The following is a 15773-nucleotide window of genomic DNA, read 5'->3' as shown; positions in this document are numbered from 1 at the left end:
TCTTATTTATGTTCAAAATAGTCAAAAATGCAAAATGGAACAGAAATGAAAATTCTAGGTGTTTTATCGTTATCTTTACTTTCGGCAAGTGTCTATGCCAAAGGTTTAAAATTTGATGCTACCAAAAACTATAGCGTACAAACCATTCAGGTAGATGGTCAGTCATTGCAAGTACGTGCTTACGAAAATATCAGCTATGTTAAAAAACCCGTTGATCCTGAATATGAAGTAATGAATATCTATATTCCTGAAGCGTATTTTCAACAAAAAAATATTGGGCGTTACAATGCTCAAAATGCCCCTATTTTCTTCCCCAATGATGTAGGCGGTTATATGCCTGCTAAACCTACCCCACTTGTATCACAACGTGGCGATACAACTGTTCGAGCCCTTGCACATGGTTATGTGGTTGCATCGGCAGGTGCACGTGGACGTACATCTGCTTTGGGTAAAGCACCTGCTGCAATTGTCGATCTAAAAGCAGCGGTGCGTTACTTAAAATATAACGACAAGTATATGCCAGGAAATGCAGAAAAAATTGTTTCAAATGGTACAAGTGCAGGCGGTGCAATGTCTGTACTTTTAGGTGCAACAGGTGACAACCCAGATTATTTACCCTACTTAAAAAAATTGGGTGCTGCTCCTACAAGCGACAAAATTTTTGCTGTTTCGGCATACTGCCCAATTACAGATTTAGACCATGCTGACATGGCATATGAATGGCAATTTAACCAAATCCACAACTATAAAAAAATTGACATTAGCATGTTAGATTACAAAGTACAGCGTAAAGAAACAGCAGGTACATTAACAACGGCACAAATTCAAACTTCTAATGAATTGAGTCAATTATTTCCGCAATACGTTAATCAATTAAATCTTAAAAATAAACAAGGACAATCACTTACTTTAGATCAGCAAGGACACGGGTCATTTGAACAACTCATCAAAAGCTATGTGATACAGTCAGCTCAAACCGCTATAAATAATGGTGAGAATTTATCGCAATACTCTTGGATAAAACAACAAAATGGTAGGGTTGTAGATATTGATTACAACCAATACTTAGGCTATTTACAACGTCAAAAAACGCCACCTGCTTTTGATGCTTTAGATTTATCTTCAGGTGAAAATCAAGAATTTGGTACAAAAACTATAGATAAACAGCATTTTACTGAATATTCATATCAACACCGTACCAATGCTAATGCAACAATGGCAGATGCACACATCATTAAAATGATGAATCCACTACAGTATATGACACAAGCCAGTACATCACAGCATTGGCGTATCCGTCATGGTGCATACGATAAAGATACAAGCTTAGCTGTTCCGACTATTTTGGCTACAACTTTACAAAATAAAGGCTACCAAGTTGATTTTGCCCTACCTTGGGGACGTCCTCATAGTGGCGATTATGATTTAAAAGAACTCTTTACATGGATTGATGGCGTAGTGAATGAATAATACTTGCAAAATTAATTGCAGTTTGTGCATGATAATCTTCTTTATAAACAAGGGCTAATCCAATTTTAGCCTGAGAGTTTTTTAAAGATTTATATTGCACACCATCAATTTTAAGTTGTTCAGTTGAGCTAGGCACAAGGGCAATACCTAAGTTTGCGGCAACAAAAGATAAAATTGAGACAATTTGGGGCACTTTTGCCCCAATTTTTGGTTGAAACCCATGTAATTCACATGCTCTTAAAGTTGCATCATACAGCCCTGCACTTACACCATACGGCGATATTATAAAGCTTTCATTTTTAAAATCTTTTAAATCGAGAAGTTGTTGATCATAAGGATAATTCTGAGGCAATACTGCCACAAGTTCTTCTTCTAATAACATTTGTACTTTTAAAGATGTTGGTAATGCATAAGCAGGACGGATAATGGCAATATCTAATTCATCTTGTTGTACCTTTTCCATTAGCAATAAAGAGTTTTCTTCTGTTAATGCAAGCTCTACATGAGGGTATTGTTTTTTATACGTTTTAATTGCCTGTGGAATAAGTGGATGCAAAATGGATGTACCCGTAAACCCTAACCTGAGTTGCCCAATTTCGCCATTTGCAACTTCTTTTACCTGACGAACTGCATTCTTAAGTTGTTGTTCTATAGGACGTACCATTTTTAAAAAATGTTGACCTGCTTGGGTTAAATGAACACCGTTTGATGTGCGTAAAAACAATAAACTTCCTAATTCTTCTTCTAATTTTTTAATTTGCATGCTTAAAGGCGGCTGCTGAATACCAAGCCGTAAAGCCGCTTTTGTAAAACTTTTTTCTTCTGCAACGGCAGTAAAATACTGAATGTGACGGATATCCATATTTTATTGATTTCGGTTAAAACATAACTACATTTTACAGCATATATAAAATATATCACTCCATCCAATTAAATATATTTTATATATAAAAAATGCAGTGCTATTTTTATAGTATGTTCCTCACAAAGATAATGCTATGACTACCGCCACACAAAGTTGGATTTTGCAAGGTTCTCGGACATTTTATAAAGCAGGATTCGCTTTATTTCTATTGGGTTTTGCAAGTTTTTCTCTTATTTATTGTGTGCAACCCTTACTCCCTGAATTTACAAAAAGTTTTCATATTGGTGCAAGTTCAAGTTCTTTGGCACTTTCTCTCACCACAGGTTTTCTAGCAGTTTCTATTTTATTGTCGAGTGCGTTCTCTCAAGCACTTGGTCGTAAAGGACTTATGTTCTGTTCAATGGCAATAGCAGCATTGTTAAATTTAGCCTGTGCTTTTGCACCTAATTGGAATAGCTTGCTTGTTTTACGTGCAATAGAAGGATTTATTTTAGGTGGTGTACCTGCGGTGGCAATGGCATGGATTGCAGAAGAAATCCATCCCGAAAACCTTAGTAAAACAATGGGTCTATATATTGGTGGAACAGCTTTTGGTGGCATGATGGGCCGTGTAGGTATGGGATTACTGACAGAGTATTTTTCATGGCGAATGGCATTAGGTATCTTAGGAATACTCTGTTTAATTTGTGCCATTATTTTTTATTTTTTGCTTCCTCAATCTAAAAATTTTGTTGCTAAAAAAGGGATTAATTTTAAATTTCATCTTACAGCATGGCACAGCCATTTAACTTCAGTACCATTATTTAAAACTTACTGCTTAGGCTTTTTACTTACAAGTATTTTTGTAGCCCTGTTTAATTATATTACTTTTCGTTTTTCTGAAGCACCGTATAGTTTAAGCCAAACGCAAGTCAGTTTAATTTTTCTGTCTTATAGTTTTGGTATTTTATCTTCTTCATTAGCAGGGCAAATTGCACAACGTATTGGTACTAAACCTACACTTTATCTAGGTTTTATTTTAATGCTATTCGGCAGTTTAATTACGCTATTAAGTTCATTGTTTTGGATTATTCTAGGCGTAGGTATTATTACAACAGGCTTTTTTATTTCTCATGCAATGGCAAGTAGCCGTGTGAGCATGAGTGCAAAAACCAATAAAGGTCATGCTACATCGCTTTATCTTTTATTTTACTATTTAGGCTCTAGTATTGTGGGTTCTTTTATTGGGCTTTTTTGGCAATACGGCGGTTGGAATGCCGTTGTAGGTGCAACATCTGTTTTAGTTTTTGGTGCATTTTTTCTTATCTCTTCCACAAAAAGATAAAGTTTTGTACCCTATGCCGTTTTAACTCCCCTTGATGACCATGTGGATTTTGCCAAACTCAAAACAATTTTTAAAAGCAGGTTTAGCACTTTTTCTGCTTGGCTTTACGAGCTTCTCTTTGGTGTATTGCATACAGCCTTTACTGCCTGAACTTACACGAACCTTTTCCGTGAGTGCAACACAAAGCTCATTGGCTTTATCTTTAACCACCTGTTTGCTTGCACTTTCTATTTTACTTTCAAGTGCTTTTTCTCAAGCACTTGGGCGTAAAGGCTTTATGTTTTGCTGTATTTTAATTGCTGCTTTACTTAATTTTTTATGTGCCCTTGTGCCAAGTTGGTCAAGTTTTTTACTTATACGCACATTGGAAGGTTTTATTTTAGGCGGTATCCCTGCGGTAGCTTTAGCATGGGCATCAGAAGAAGTACATCCAGAACATATTAGTAAAATTATTGGTTTATATGTCAGTGGTTCTGCATTTGGTGGCATGGTCGGACGTGTAGGTATGGGCATCATTACCCAATATTTATCTTGGCGGATGGCATTGGGTATTTTAGGGGTTGTATGTTTTTGCTGTGCTTTTAGCTTTTATTATTTACTCCCTGCATCTAAAAATTTTACAGCACATAAAGGTAAAAGTTTATTTTTTCATTTTAATATTTGGAAAAATCATTTAGCCACGCCAACTCTGCTTAAACTCTATGGATTAGGTTTTTTACTGACCAGTATTTTTTCAGGTATTTTTAATTACATGACATTTCGTTTGTCGAGCACGCCTTATCATTTAAATACCACACAAGTGAGCCTGATTTTTTTATTTTATGTATTTGGTATTGTTTCGTCTTCCCTAACAGGCAAAATTGCAGACTATATTGGACAATTAAAAACACTTTACTTAGGCTTTTTTCTTATTTTTATTGGCAGCTTATTCACACTTAATACGTCTTTATTTTGGATTTTAGTGGGTATTGCACATTTAACCACAGGCTTTTTTATGGCACATACCATGGCAAGTAGTCGTGTGAGTATTACTGCACAAACTTATAAAGGTCATGCCACTTCTTTATATTTGTTATTTTACTATTTAGGCTCAAGTACCATTGGTTCACTGATGGGGCTAAGTTGGCAAGCAGGCGGTTGGCACGCTGTGATTATGACAACCTCTGCTTTGATGGTTGTTGTGTGTGTCATTTTATGGTCTAAATCAAAGGTTGATTAACGTCAATCTTAGTACCTTTAAAATGCTTTTGGATATAATCTTTTACAAAAGGCTGATGATACAGTTTTGCAAGTTTAAGTAAGTCGGGATCTTGAGCTTTTTGTTTATTTACTACTAAGATATTGATGTTGTCCCCAACACTTTGGTCTACTTTTTCATAAAAAAGGGCATCATGTGTCACATCTAGTCCACTTTCTAAAGCATCTGTATTGCCAATTGCCACTAAATCTACATCTGTTAGGGCACGTGGGGCTGTCCCTCCTTGTACTAAAGTAATTTTAAGTTGCTTAGGATTACTCACAATATCCTGTACATTGCCTGTAAGTGCATTAAAATTTTGTGTCAGTTGAATTAAATCTGCCTTTTGTAACAGTTTTAATGCACGCACAGTATTGGCAGGGTCACTTGGAATAACAACACTTGCACCTGTTGGCAAATCTTTAAGCGATTTATATTTTTTAGAATAAAGCCCCATTGGTTCCAAATACGTGGTTGCAATGGCTTGGAGTTGTTGCTGATGTGCCTGATTATAAACTTTGAAATATCCCCAAGATTGAAACGCATTCACATCAATTTCATTTTCTAGGGTTGCATTATTTAGTGCCACACCATCATTAATTTCTTTGACTACAATATTTAAATGCTCATCTTTAGCCGCCTTTGACTGTGCAATAAATTTCCAAATTTGAGCATCTGAACCTGTAGAACCCAACACAATTTGTTTATTTTCGGTAGTTTTAGAAAAAAACGAACATGCCACAATGCCAATCACCAAAATACCTAACGTTAAAAGCTGTACTGTTCTTTTCATTTTATTTGTCCTTGAGCATATTCTGGATAAAAACGTTGCGTGACTGCTAGATGTGAACGTAAGCGACTTTTCATCCCATTTTCACCTACGTTTTTAAGTAATGGATTAAGTGGGTCACTTTGTGGACCCTGTGCAAGTGCTTGTAAGTGAGGTGCAAGCTTTAAAATAGGGACTTCACCTGCATCTAGTGTGGGTGCAAGAAAATAAGCAATACTGTAGCGGTCTGTTTGTTTTTTGGGAGAAACCACTTGATGCACATTGGCAACCAAGTAGCCATTGGTTGCTAGTTCTAAAATTTCGCCAATATTTACAACAAAAGCATTCTCTACAAATGGTACGTCTATCCATTCATTTTGATGTTTTACTTGTAAGCCACCTACACGATCTTGTAAAAGCAATGTTAAAATATCCGTATCTTTATGTGCCCCTACCCCTTGTGTATGTTGTTGATTATTTGGGTAATGAATAATTTTTAATGATTCGTTAGGTGTACCTGTCACAAAACGATCTAATGCATTTTTAGGTAGATCGAGTGCCAATAAAAATGCATGCAATAATTTAATAGCAATAACACGTAAATCCTTTTGCCATGCCTCTACAATAGAACGAAACTGCGGTACGGCTGGCCACTGATTAGGTCCTTGCAAACGTTTCCATAATGGATATTGCTCAGTGTTTACAGGTAACTCGGGTCCTAAATCAATTTGCTCTCTAAAATCGGGGTGATTACGTGTAATTTCAGTATTTAAACGTGTATAGCCGCGAAAATGAGGCGAATGGTCTATTAAAATACGGTCTTTTTCTGCTTGGTCTTGAGCAAAAAAAGCCTTAGATACACGCTGTATTTCTTCAAAACGTTGTGCAGAAATACCATGCCCTGTTAAATAAAAGAACCCAATATGACGTGCCGTATGTTTTAAATGTGCTAAAAATTCTGGTTGTTTTTTTAAATCATCAAATGCAGATAAATCTAAAATAGGAACGGTGCTCATATTTTGCTCCAATCATGTTTTATTGAAGCGTATGAGCTTTTGATGTTGTTTTGAAATAAGTTTTCGAGCTATTCATTGCTCAAAATTTCTTAATGAACAACTTGGATAATCTTAGGTTTTAAATGCCTAAATTTAGATCAAAAAGTGCATAACTTATGCCAATTATATAAATAATCTTTTCTTATAAATCACGCTGTTTTTCTTATTTTTGTTTAAAAATGAATATGGTTATTCTTTTTTGTATTCAACCAACTGGATAAAAAAATGAATAAAATCCAATTTGCTGTACTTTCAGGTTTACTTACATGGTCATCTTTAAGTCTTGCAACAACCAAAGAACTACTTAATGTTTCTTATGACCCAACTCGTGAATTATATACATCTATTAACCAAGCCTATGGCACGTATTGGAAGCAAAAAACAGGTGAAACTATTACATTTAAACAATCACATGGTGGTTCGGGCAAACAAGCACGTGCTGTAATAGATGGTTTAAATGCAGATGTAGTGACACTTGCACTTGCCGCAGATATTGATGCAATTGCAGAAAAAACCCATAAACTACCACTTGATTGGCAAAAGCGACTGCCTCAAAACTCAACGCCTTATACCTCTACCATTGTATTTTTAGTGCGTAAGGGCAACCCAAAACATATTCGTGATTGGAATGATTTGGTTAAACCCGACGTGGCGATTATTACGCCTAACCCTAAAACAGGGGGTGGTGCACGTTGGAACTATTTAGCTGCATGGGCATGGGCAAAGCATCAACCAAATGGTAATGATCAGACTGCACAAGAATTTGTCCGTAAAATCTATAAAAATACCAAAGTGCTTGACTCAGGTGCGCGTGGTTCTACCACAACCTTTACAGAACGTAAGATTGGTGACGTGTTAATTGCTTGGGAAAATGAGGCGTATCTTGCTCAAAAAGAACAACCCGGACAATTTGAAATTATTACGCCATCACTATCTATCTTAGCAGAACCTACAGTGGCACTAGTTGATGAAAATGCGAAGAAAAAAGGCAATACCTTGGTGGCTAAAGGCTATTTAAACTTCCTTTACTCACCACTTGCACAAAATATTATTGCCCAAAACTATTACCGCCCACGCAATCCTGGGATTTTAAAAAAATATAGCACTGTTTTTAAACCACTTAAATTAGTCACCATTGACCAAGAATTTGGCGGTTGGAAAAAAGCACAGAAAACTCACTTTGATAATGGCGGTATTTTTGACCAAATTATCAAGGCAAATCAGCAGTAGGAGATGGCTATGCAAAATGCCCGTACTGTATTGCCAGGATTTAATATTTCCTTAGGCTATTCGGTGGTTTACTTGTCTATTATTGTGCTTATTCCACTTGCTGCAGTTTTTATAAAATCGTTTGGTATTGGATGGCATGGTTTACTTGATATTTTAAAAGACCAACGAATTTTACATGCACTTTTTTTAAGCTTTAGTACGGCGTTTTGTGCAGCACTCACAAATGTATTGTTAGGCACCCTTACGGCATGGTGTTTGGTACGTTATGACTTCCCTGCCAAAAAGCTCATTGATACCTTAATTGATTTGCCATTTGCTTTACCTACAGCAGTGGCAGGCATTGCACTCACGTCTATTTATTCTGCCAATGGTTGGTTATTTAATGTCGCTTATACCCCTACAGGTATTACGCTTGCACTTATTTTTATTGGTTTACCGTTTGTTGTACGTACGATTCAGCCTGTATTAGCAGATATCGAAACTGAACTTGAAGAAGCTTCATCCTCTTTAGGTGCCACACGTTGGCAAACCATTCGTTATGTGATTTTTCCTACACTAGTGCCTGCCATTTTAACAGGATTTGCTTTAGCGTTTGCACGTGGTGTCGGTGAATATGGGTCTGTTATTTTTATTGCGGGCAATCAACCTTATAAAACCGAAATTGCCCCACTGTTAATTATTTCTCGCTTAGAAGAATACGACTACGCAGGTGCAACGACTATTGCCGTGATTATGCTATTGCTCTCTTTTACCGTGCTGCTTGCCATTAATCTTTTACAAAACCGTGTTAATCGCCGTTTGGGGAGAACAGCATGAGTTTACAACAACGTAGTGCAACGCGAGAACCTGCATTTGTTCGCTATCTTCTAATTACAATGATGTTAGTGGTTTTTATCGGTTTGCTGTTATTACCGTTAATTTTGATTTTTATTGAAGCATTTAAACAAGGTTTAGACGTCTACTTTCATGCATTGGTTGATGCCGATACCCGATCGGCGCTCAAACTGACATTACTTACTGCCGTCATAGCGGTTCCACTTAATGTCATATTTGGCACAGCTACAGCTTGGGCAATCACCAAATTTCAATTTAAAGGTAAAACACTGCTTGCCACGCTTATTGATGTGCCATTTTCTGTTTCGCCTGTGATTGCAGGGTTAATGCTAGTGCTTATTTTTGGTACGCAAGGTTGGTGGGGACAATGGTTACAAGATCATAATATCCAAATTTTGTATGCACCCCCTGCAATTGTGCTTGCAACTATTTTTGTCACTGTTCCTTTCGTTGCACGTGAGCTTATTCCCTTAATGCAATCGCAAGGTACAGAAGAAGAAGAGGCTGCCATTTTATTAGGTGCATCAGGTTGGACTACGTTTTGGAAAATTACCTTACCCAACATTAAATGGGGTTTACTCTACGGCGTTATTTTATGTAATGCACGTGCTATGGGAGAGTTTGGTGCCGTGTCAGTCGTTTCAGGACACATTCGTGGCGAAACTAATACGCTTCCTCTTCATATCGAAATTTTATACAACGACTACCAATACAGTGCAGCGTTTGCGGTGTCTTCCTTACTTGCATTTCTTGCCATTTTTACGCTGCTCATTAAAACGTGGATTGAGCACAAAAAGGATACCCCATGAGTATACAAGTCAAAAACATTCAAAAGCATTTTGGGCAATTTAATGCACTCAATCATATTTCTTTAGATTTTCCCGAAGGGCAACTGGTCGCACTACTCGGTCCTTCAGGCTGTGGTAAAACCACGCTCTTACGCATTATTGCAGGGTTAGAACAACCCGATGCAGGGCAAATTATTTTATCGGGTACAGATGCAACCAAAACCCATGTGCGTGAACGCGAAGTTGGGTTCGTCTTCCAACATTACGCTCTTTTTAAACATATGAGTGTGTTTGATAACGTAGCATTTGGTTTACGTGTACGTCCACGCCAAACACGCCCATCAGAAAGTGAGATTAAAACTCGCGTGCATGAGCTTTTATCGCTTGTTCAGTTAGATTTTTTAGCAGATCGCTACCCTGCACAACTCTCAGGTGGGCAACGCCAACGTATTGCACTTGCAAGAGCCTTGGCAGTAGAACCGCGTGTTTTACTACTGGATGAACCCTTTGGTGCACTTGATGCCCAAGTACGTAAAGAATTACGTCGTTGGCTCAGAAGCTTACATGATGAGCTACACATTACCTCTATTTTTGTGACCCATGACCAAGAAGAAGCACTTGAAGTTGCAGACCAAATTGTAGTGATGAATAAAGGAAATATTGAACAAATTGGCTCTCCGCAACAGGTTTATGAACAACCTGCCACACCTTTTGTTTTTAACTTTTTAGGTGCAGCCACACAATTTGAACATGGCTATGCCCGCCCACACGAGTTACAAATTCATACTAAGCATACACCACAGGCAATTGAAGCAACGTTTATTCGGCATTTATGGGTTGCAGGCAAAATTATTGCAGAACTTAACGATACGCAACAAAACACTATTGAAGTCATTGTCACTCAACAAGAAGCACAGCAATTTTTGCCTTTACAAAAAGTGTGGGTCACTGCCAAACAATTGCATACGTTTGAAAAGGAGTTCGCATGAATTTCCAACAACTTAAAATTATTCGTGAAACCGTCAGACAACAGTTTAATTTGACCGAAACATCGCAACATCTACAAACCTCACAGTCAAATGTCAGTAAACATATTCGTGAGCTAGAATTAGAACTGGGTGTGCAATTATTTATACGAAAAGGCAAACGCTTACTCGATTTAACCGAAGCAGGAAAAAGTTTATTTCCAACAGTTGAACAAGTTTTAATTGATGCCGACAATATTAAACGCATTGTGGATGAGTTTACGCTTATCAACCAAGGAGAGCTTATAATTGCTACCACCCATACGCAAGCACGTTATGTCTTACCGCCCATTATTCAAAAATTTAAACAACAATTTCCAAATGTGCATCTTGTTTTACAACAGACAAGCCCAAACGAAATTGTAAACTTACTTTTACAAGGCAAAGTAGATATTGGCATTGCTACAGAAGCCTTGACTCAAGAACAACTACTAACAGGAACACCCTACTATACATGGCAACATTCTATTATTGTGCCAAAAAATCATCCACTCAGCTTAAAAGATAAAGTAAGTTTAGCCGATTTAACCAACTACCCTATTGTAACTTATCACGAAGGCTATACAGGACGCACCAATATAAACCAAGCCTTTGCTGATGCTCGCTTAACACCAAACATCGTAATGTCTGCTTTAGATTCTGATGTCATTAAAACCTATGTAGAACTTGGCTTAGGCATTGGAATTATTAGTCATATTGCTTATAACGCAGAGCGTGATCACAACTTAGTTGCAATTAAAACCAATTTATTTGAGTTTAATACAACATGGATTGCTATTCGTAAAGGACGCTTATTACGTGAATATAGTTATAAATTTATAAAACTTTGTTCACCTGATACCAATTTAGAAGCACTAAAAGCCTCTATAAAAAAGCCCCTCTAGCAAGGGGCTTTTAATTGTTATGCTGTCAATTCTTTGACTGCATCTACAACCGCTTGTGTTGTAATACCAAAGTGTTCAAATAAAGCTTTAGCAGGTGCAGACTCACCATAAGTGCTCATACCAATCACTTTGCCATCTAAACCAACAAACTTCCACCAATAGTCTACATGTGCAGCTTCAACTGCAACACGCGCACGAATGTTTGTAGGTAATACGTGCTCACGATAAGCAGCATCTTGCTTCATAAACTCTTCAGCACATGGCATAGAAACAACACGTACACCCTCTAACTGTGCATATGCTTGCATTGCCAATTCAACTTCAGAACCTGTTGCAATAATAATCGCTTTTAGCTCGCCCTTTTCTGCTGCAAGCACGTAACCACCTTTTGCAACATCCGCAATTTGCTCGGCTGTACGTGTTTGGAATGCTAAGTTTTGACGAGATAAAATTAAAGCAGATGGACCATCTTTACGAATAATAGATGATTTCCATGCCACTGCTGTTTCTACAGTGTCTGCAGGGCGCCATGTATTTAAATTTGGTGTATTACGTAAAGATGCAATTTGTTCAATAGGTTGATGCGTTGGACCATCTTCACCTAAACCAATAGAGTCATGCGTATATACATGGATAACACGTTGTTTCATTAACGCAGACATACGTACTGCATTGCGTGCGTATTCCATGAACATTAAGAATGTTGCAACGTAAGGAATAAAACCACCGTGCAATGCAACACCATTGGCAATCGCTGTCATACCAAATTCACGTACACCGTAGTATACGTAATTGCCTGCTGGATTATCCTGTACACCTTGGCAACCCTTCCAAAGGGTTAGGTTAGAGCCTGCTAAATCTGCAGAACCACCTAAAAATTCAGGTAATAATGGACCAAAAGCATGTAATGTATTTTGACTTGCTTTACGTGTTGCAACAGTTTCTGCTTTTTCGTTTGTTTGCGCAATAAACGCATCTGCTTGAGCAATAAATTCAGCAGGCACATCGCCATTCATACGGCGTAAAAGTTCTGCTGCTTCAGTTGGATATTTTGCTTGATACTGTGCAAATACTTCGTTCCAAGCCGCTTCTTTTTTTTGCCCTTGTTGCTTAGCATCCCATGCGCTGTAAATATCAGCAGGAATAGCAAATGCTTCTGTTTCTGCCCAACCTAATGCCGTACGTGTCAATACAATTTCATCTACACCCAACGGCGCACCGTGGCTAGATTCTTTACCTTGCTTGTTTGGAGAACCTAAACCAATCACAGTTTTACAGATAATAAGCGTTGGTTTTTGTGTTTCTTGTTTTGCTTCAAGCGTTGCTTGACGGATTACCGCTGTGTCATGACCATCTACACGTAGAACTTGCCAACCATATGCTTTAAAACGTTGCTCAGTATCGTCACTAAACCAGCCCTCAACTTCCCCATCAATTGAAATGCCGTTGTCATCGTAATAAGCAATCAGTTTACCTAGCCCAAGCGTACCTGCTAAAGAACATGCTTCATGCGAAACACCTTCCATTAAGCAACCATCGCCTAAGAATGTATAGGTGTAATGATCAATAATACTTAAATCTTCTTTGTTAAATTGTGCTGCAAGCGTTTTTTCTGCAAGTGCAAAACCAACAGCGTTAGCAATACCCTGACCTAATGGACCTGTTGTAGTTTCAATACCTGGTGCATAACCCAATTCTGGATGACCTGGTGTTTTAGAATGTAACTGACGAAATTGTTTTAAGTCTTCTAATGATAAATCATAGCCAGTTAAATGAAGTAAAGCATAGTGCAACATAGAACCATGACCATTTGAAAGTACAAAACGGTCACGATTTGCCCATTGTGGGTTAGTCGGATTGTGGTCTAAAAATTCACGCCACACGACGTCAGCAATATCTGCCATCCCCATTGGCGCACCTGGATGCCCAGAATTCGCTTGTTGAACAGCATCCATAGCTAATACACGAATTGCGTTTGCAATGCGACGTTCATTTAAAGGGGTTGTCATAGGTCAGAGTCCAAAATTCAAGTTGAGGAAGTAACGCGTGTATTGTCTTAAAAAAATGAGGTGGGGTAAAGTCAAATGGTGGTTTTTTCGTCCAAAATCATCATTAAAATCTCTAAATTTAGATTTATTGAATAAATTCATTTACTTATTTTCAACATAAACATACATTTTTATTATTTTTTATTGCGTTGTTTTTCTTCAAGATAGGTATCTAAAGTTAATTTCCTCGTATATTAAGGAAGAAAAATGAACAAGACAACAATTTTACTTATGGGTGCTCTTTTTTCTACAGCAACGTTTGCTGAAGGTAACCCATCATATATTCAAACTTTAAAAAGTGATGTTGCAACACATTACGATAATGCAAAACAAGATGTACGCCATGCTGGACAAACGATTGCTGAAGACACTAAAAATTTAAAAGACAAAACAGTAACTGAAACGCATGACTTAAAGCAAGCAACAGCAGACAAATACAATAATGCTAAATTAAGCACATCTGAACATTCAACAAACTTTAAAGATGGTGTAGAAAATAAGTACGACAGTGCTAAACAGGCAACAGATCAAAAATATCATCAAATTAAAGATAAAACCGTGACTGATGCACGCGACTTAAAGCAGGCAACAGCCGATAAATACAACAATGCTAAATTAAGCACATCTGAACATTCAACAAACTTTAAAGATGGTGTAGAAAATAAGTACGACAGTGCTAAACAAGCAACGGATCGTAAATATGACCAAGTAAAAAATAAAACCAAGCAAGATTTTTCACGCGCTAAACAAGGTACAGTAAATGGCTATGATAAGACTAAATCAGTGGTAAAACATAAAGCGCAGCAAACCAAAGATTTTTCAAAGCAAAAATATAACCAATCTAAAAACTACTTACACAATAAAAAAGAAGAAGTAAAAGATTGGCAACGCGCTAACTAAAAAAAAGCGCCTTAACGGCGCTTTTTTTATTCTTTTGCCATTGGTGTATTTACAACACTTACTTTTTGTTTAGACTGAATACTATCAATACGTTGTTGAGTTTGTTTGATCTGATTGGCATTACTCAACAATGAATAAGTTAAATCAAACGTAACACTTTGACCAGGCTGTAATTGTTTTACACGTTTTTGTGCACGCTCAATGGTTACAGGATAAGCATAACTTGTACCTGGTTCAATTCCTGTTACATATCCTTGTTTTAAGGTATCTGTATTTTTCCAAAGAGTTAAAACAGGAAGCTGTGACGTATTAAACTCAATAGAAACACCTTTTGTCCCTGCTTTATTAATTAATGCTGCTAAAGTCTGCCCTTTAGCATCTGCAAGCGGTTTTAAATTAAAGACCATCTCATCAAATCCTTTGGTTGGACCCAAATACGTTTTCCATGTATCTAGTCCCTTAACCGCATAATCATTAAATGGACTTACCTCGCTCACAGGTGCTAAAAACTGTGCGCCTTCTTCTAAAATTGGTTGGCTAAAATTACTGTGATAAATAATTTGATAATCATGTGCATAGTCTGCTTGGTTCGTAAGCACATCATGTAATTTAAATGATGTCTCTCCCGGCACGTAAGTCAATTCTGTCATGGTTTGCAGATCTGCTTTTTTGAACGTACTTTCTTTGATTAAACCACGTATATGAATCGCATGTGGCGCTTGATCATCAATTTGGACTTCTACATAAGAAGCAGGCGTATTTTGTGCTTTACCATGCAAAGTATAAATTTGCCCATCTGCAGTAACAGGATGCCCTGTCCATTCATACCCACAGCGCACTACCATTTCATTAAAGCCTTCTAACCACCCTAAACCATTACGGCTCTCTAAATTCATATAAGCGGGGTTCACTACTTCTTTAACAGGTGAGTTCCAACCCAAATGCACACCATTTCCATCTGCATGAAGTAACCCCATACCACGCGTTGGCGATAATGCAATGCTAAAATTTGGGCTTGTAATGGTAATTACTTTACTACCCTCTTGTTTACCACCATGCAATATTTGCTGTTGGACTTTAAAATTTTGACCTGCAATTTGCCAATTACCCTGTTCAATTCCTTTATTTACATCTGTCAATACATAAGTTTTTGCATGTGCAACCGATGCCAATGCCGAAACCGCCATTAACCCTAATATCTTTTTATATTTCATGAGGATATCCCTATATGCGTGGTTTTTTTAATGTTTTAATGCAAACTTAATTTTATTCCTTTTGAAATTGACACGCAATCTGCTCTCACCCAAAAGTCTTAGATGCAATAGGTGAAATTTACTAAAAATA

General features: G+C 37.4%; 14 protein-coding genes. 9 read left to right on the top strand and 5 right to left on the bottom strand.

Translation table 11 applies throughout. The features are described 5' to 3' along the window. The first annotated feature begins 27 nt into the window (after positions 1-27). Positions 28-1470, top strand: a complete 1443-nt coding sequence (locus PCI70_RS01615; protein ID WP_269913602.1) for a subtype B tannase — start codon at positions 28-30, stop codon at positions 1468-1470. On the opposite strand, the gene PCI70_RS01610 is transcribed toward PCI70_RS01615, so the two are convergent. Continuing rightward, positions 1439-2332, bottom strand: coding sequence for a LysR family transcriptional regulator (locus tag PCI70_RS01610; protein ID WP_269913601.1), 894 nt, complete (start codon positions 2330-2332; stop codon positions 1439-1441). The two genes, PCI70_RS01615 and PCI70_RS01610, sit on opposite strands and share 32 nt — an antisense overlap. A gap of 136 nt (positions 2333-2468) precedes the next feature. Between PCI70_RS01610 and PCI70_RS01605 the strand changes: the two genes are divergently transcribed. Together PCI70_RS01605 and PCI70_RS01600 are read left to right on the top strand one after the other, a co-directional pair. Beyond that, positions 2469-3659 (top strand): MFS transporter, encoded by a 1191-nt coding sequence (locus PCI70_RS01605; protein WP_269913600.1) that lies wholly within the window; start codon positions 2469-2471, stop codon positions 3657-3659. A 34-nt stretch (positions 3660-3693) separates the two neighbouring features. Continuing rightward, positions 3694-4878: an MFS transporter gene (locus tag PCI70_RS01600; RefSeq protein WP_269913599.1), complete on the top strand. Its 1185-nt coding sequence runs from the start codon at positions 3694-3696 to the stop codon at positions 4876-4878. On the opposite strand, the gene PCI70_RS01595 is transcribed toward PCI70_RS01600, so the two are convergent. Together PCI70_RS01595 and PCI70_RS01590 are read right to left on the bottom strand one after the other, a co-directional pair. Next, positions 4859-5689, bottom strand: coding sequence for a MetQ/NlpA family ABC transporter substrate-binding protein (locus tag PCI70_RS01595; protein ID WP_269913598.1), 831 nt, complete (start codon positions 5687-5689; stop codon positions 4859-4861). The two genes, PCI70_RS01600 and PCI70_RS01595, sit on opposite strands and share 20 nt — an antisense overlap. Beyond that, a complete protein-coding gene (locus PCI70_RS01590; RefSeq protein ID WP_269913597.1) occupies positions 5686-6681 on the bottom strand; it encodes an isopenicillin N synthase family dioxygenase in 996 nt (331 codons plus the stop codon). The genes PCI70_RS01595 and PCI70_RS01590 overlap by 4 nt, the downstream gene beginning before the upstream one ends. Before the next feature lie 264 nt (positions 6682-6945). Here PCI70_RS01590 and PCI70_RS01585 point away from each other — a divergent pair, with 264 nt between their 5' ends. Genes PCI70_RS01585 through PCI70_RS01565 form a run of 5 tightly spaced genes read left to right on the top strand, consistent with a single transcriptional unit; the run spans position 6946 to position 11481 of the window. Then, positions 6946-7950 carry a sulfate ABC transporter substrate-binding protein gene (locus tag PCI70_RS01585; protein WP_269913596.1) on the top strand — a complete coding sequence of 335 codons (1005 nt, stop codon included), beginning with the start codon at positions 6946-6948 and terminating at the stop codon, positions 7948-7950. Positions 7951-7959: 9 nt separating this feature from the next. Further along, positions 7960-8766, top strand: a complete 807-nt coding sequence (cysT, locus tag PCI70_RS01580; protein WP_269913595.1) for a sulfate ABC transporter permease subunit CysT — start codon at positions 7960-7962, stop codon at positions 8764-8766. Beyond that, positions 8763-9593, top strand: a complete 831-nt coding sequence (cysW, locus tag PCI70_RS01575) for a sulfate ABC transporter permease subunit CysW (RefSeq protein ID WP_269913594.1) — start codon at positions 8763-8765, stop codon at positions 9591-9593. The genes cysT and cysW overlap by 4 nt, the downstream gene beginning before the upstream one ends. Continuing rightward, positions 9590-10561 carry a sulfate/molybdate ABC transporter ATP-binding protein gene (locus PCI70_RS01570; protein ID WP_269913593.1) on the top strand — a complete coding sequence of 324 codons (972 nt, stop codon included), beginning with the start codon at positions 9590-9592 and terminating at the stop codon, positions 10559-10561. Before cysW ends, PCI70_RS01570 begins: the two co-directional genes overlap by 4 nt. After that, positions 10558-11481 carry a LysR substrate-binding domain-containing protein gene (locus tag PCI70_RS01565; protein WP_269913592.1) on the top strand — a complete coding sequence of 308 codons (924 nt, stop codon included), beginning with the start codon at positions 10558-10560 and terminating at the stop codon, positions 11479-11481. Before PCI70_RS01570 ends, PCI70_RS01565 begins: the two co-directional genes overlap by 4 nt. Positions 11482-11498: 17 nt before the next feature. Here the strand turns inward: PCI70_RS01565 and tkt are convergent, their stop codons facing one another. Further along, positions 11499-13490, bottom strand: a complete 1992-nt coding sequence (gene tkt / locus PCI70_RS01560) for a transketolase (protein ID WP_269913591.1) — start codon at positions 13488-13490, stop codon at positions 11499-11501. Between the two features lie 246 nt (positions 13491-13736). Here tkt and PCI70_RS01555 point away from each other — a divergent pair, with 246 nt between their 5' ends. Beyond that, on the top strand, positions 13737-14429 hold the full coding sequence (locus PCI70_RS01555; RefSeq protein ID WP_269913590.1) for a hypothetical protein: 693 nt from the start codon (positions 13737-13739) through the stop codon (positions 14427-14429). Positions 14430-14455: 26 nt separating this feature from the next. Here PCI70_RS01555 and PCI70_RS01550 read toward each other — a convergent pair whose 3' ends face one another. Next, complete coding sequence (locus tag PCI70_RS01550) at positions 14456-15643, bottom strand: aldose 1-epimerase family protein (RefSeq protein ID WP_269913589.1); 1188 nt, start codon at positions 15641-15643, stop codon at positions 14456-14458. Between the last annotated feature and the right edge of the window lie 130 nt (positions 15644-15773).

It is taken from the genome of Acinetobacter sp. HY1485 (assembly GCF_027568475.1).
Taxonomy (GTDB): domain Bacteria; phylum Pseudomonadota; class Gammaproteobacteria; order Pseudomonadales; family Moraxellaceae; genus Acinetobacter.
The sequence above is the reverse complement of the archived record's forward strand: the minus strand, read 5'-3'. Positions and strand labels throughout refer to the sequence as shown.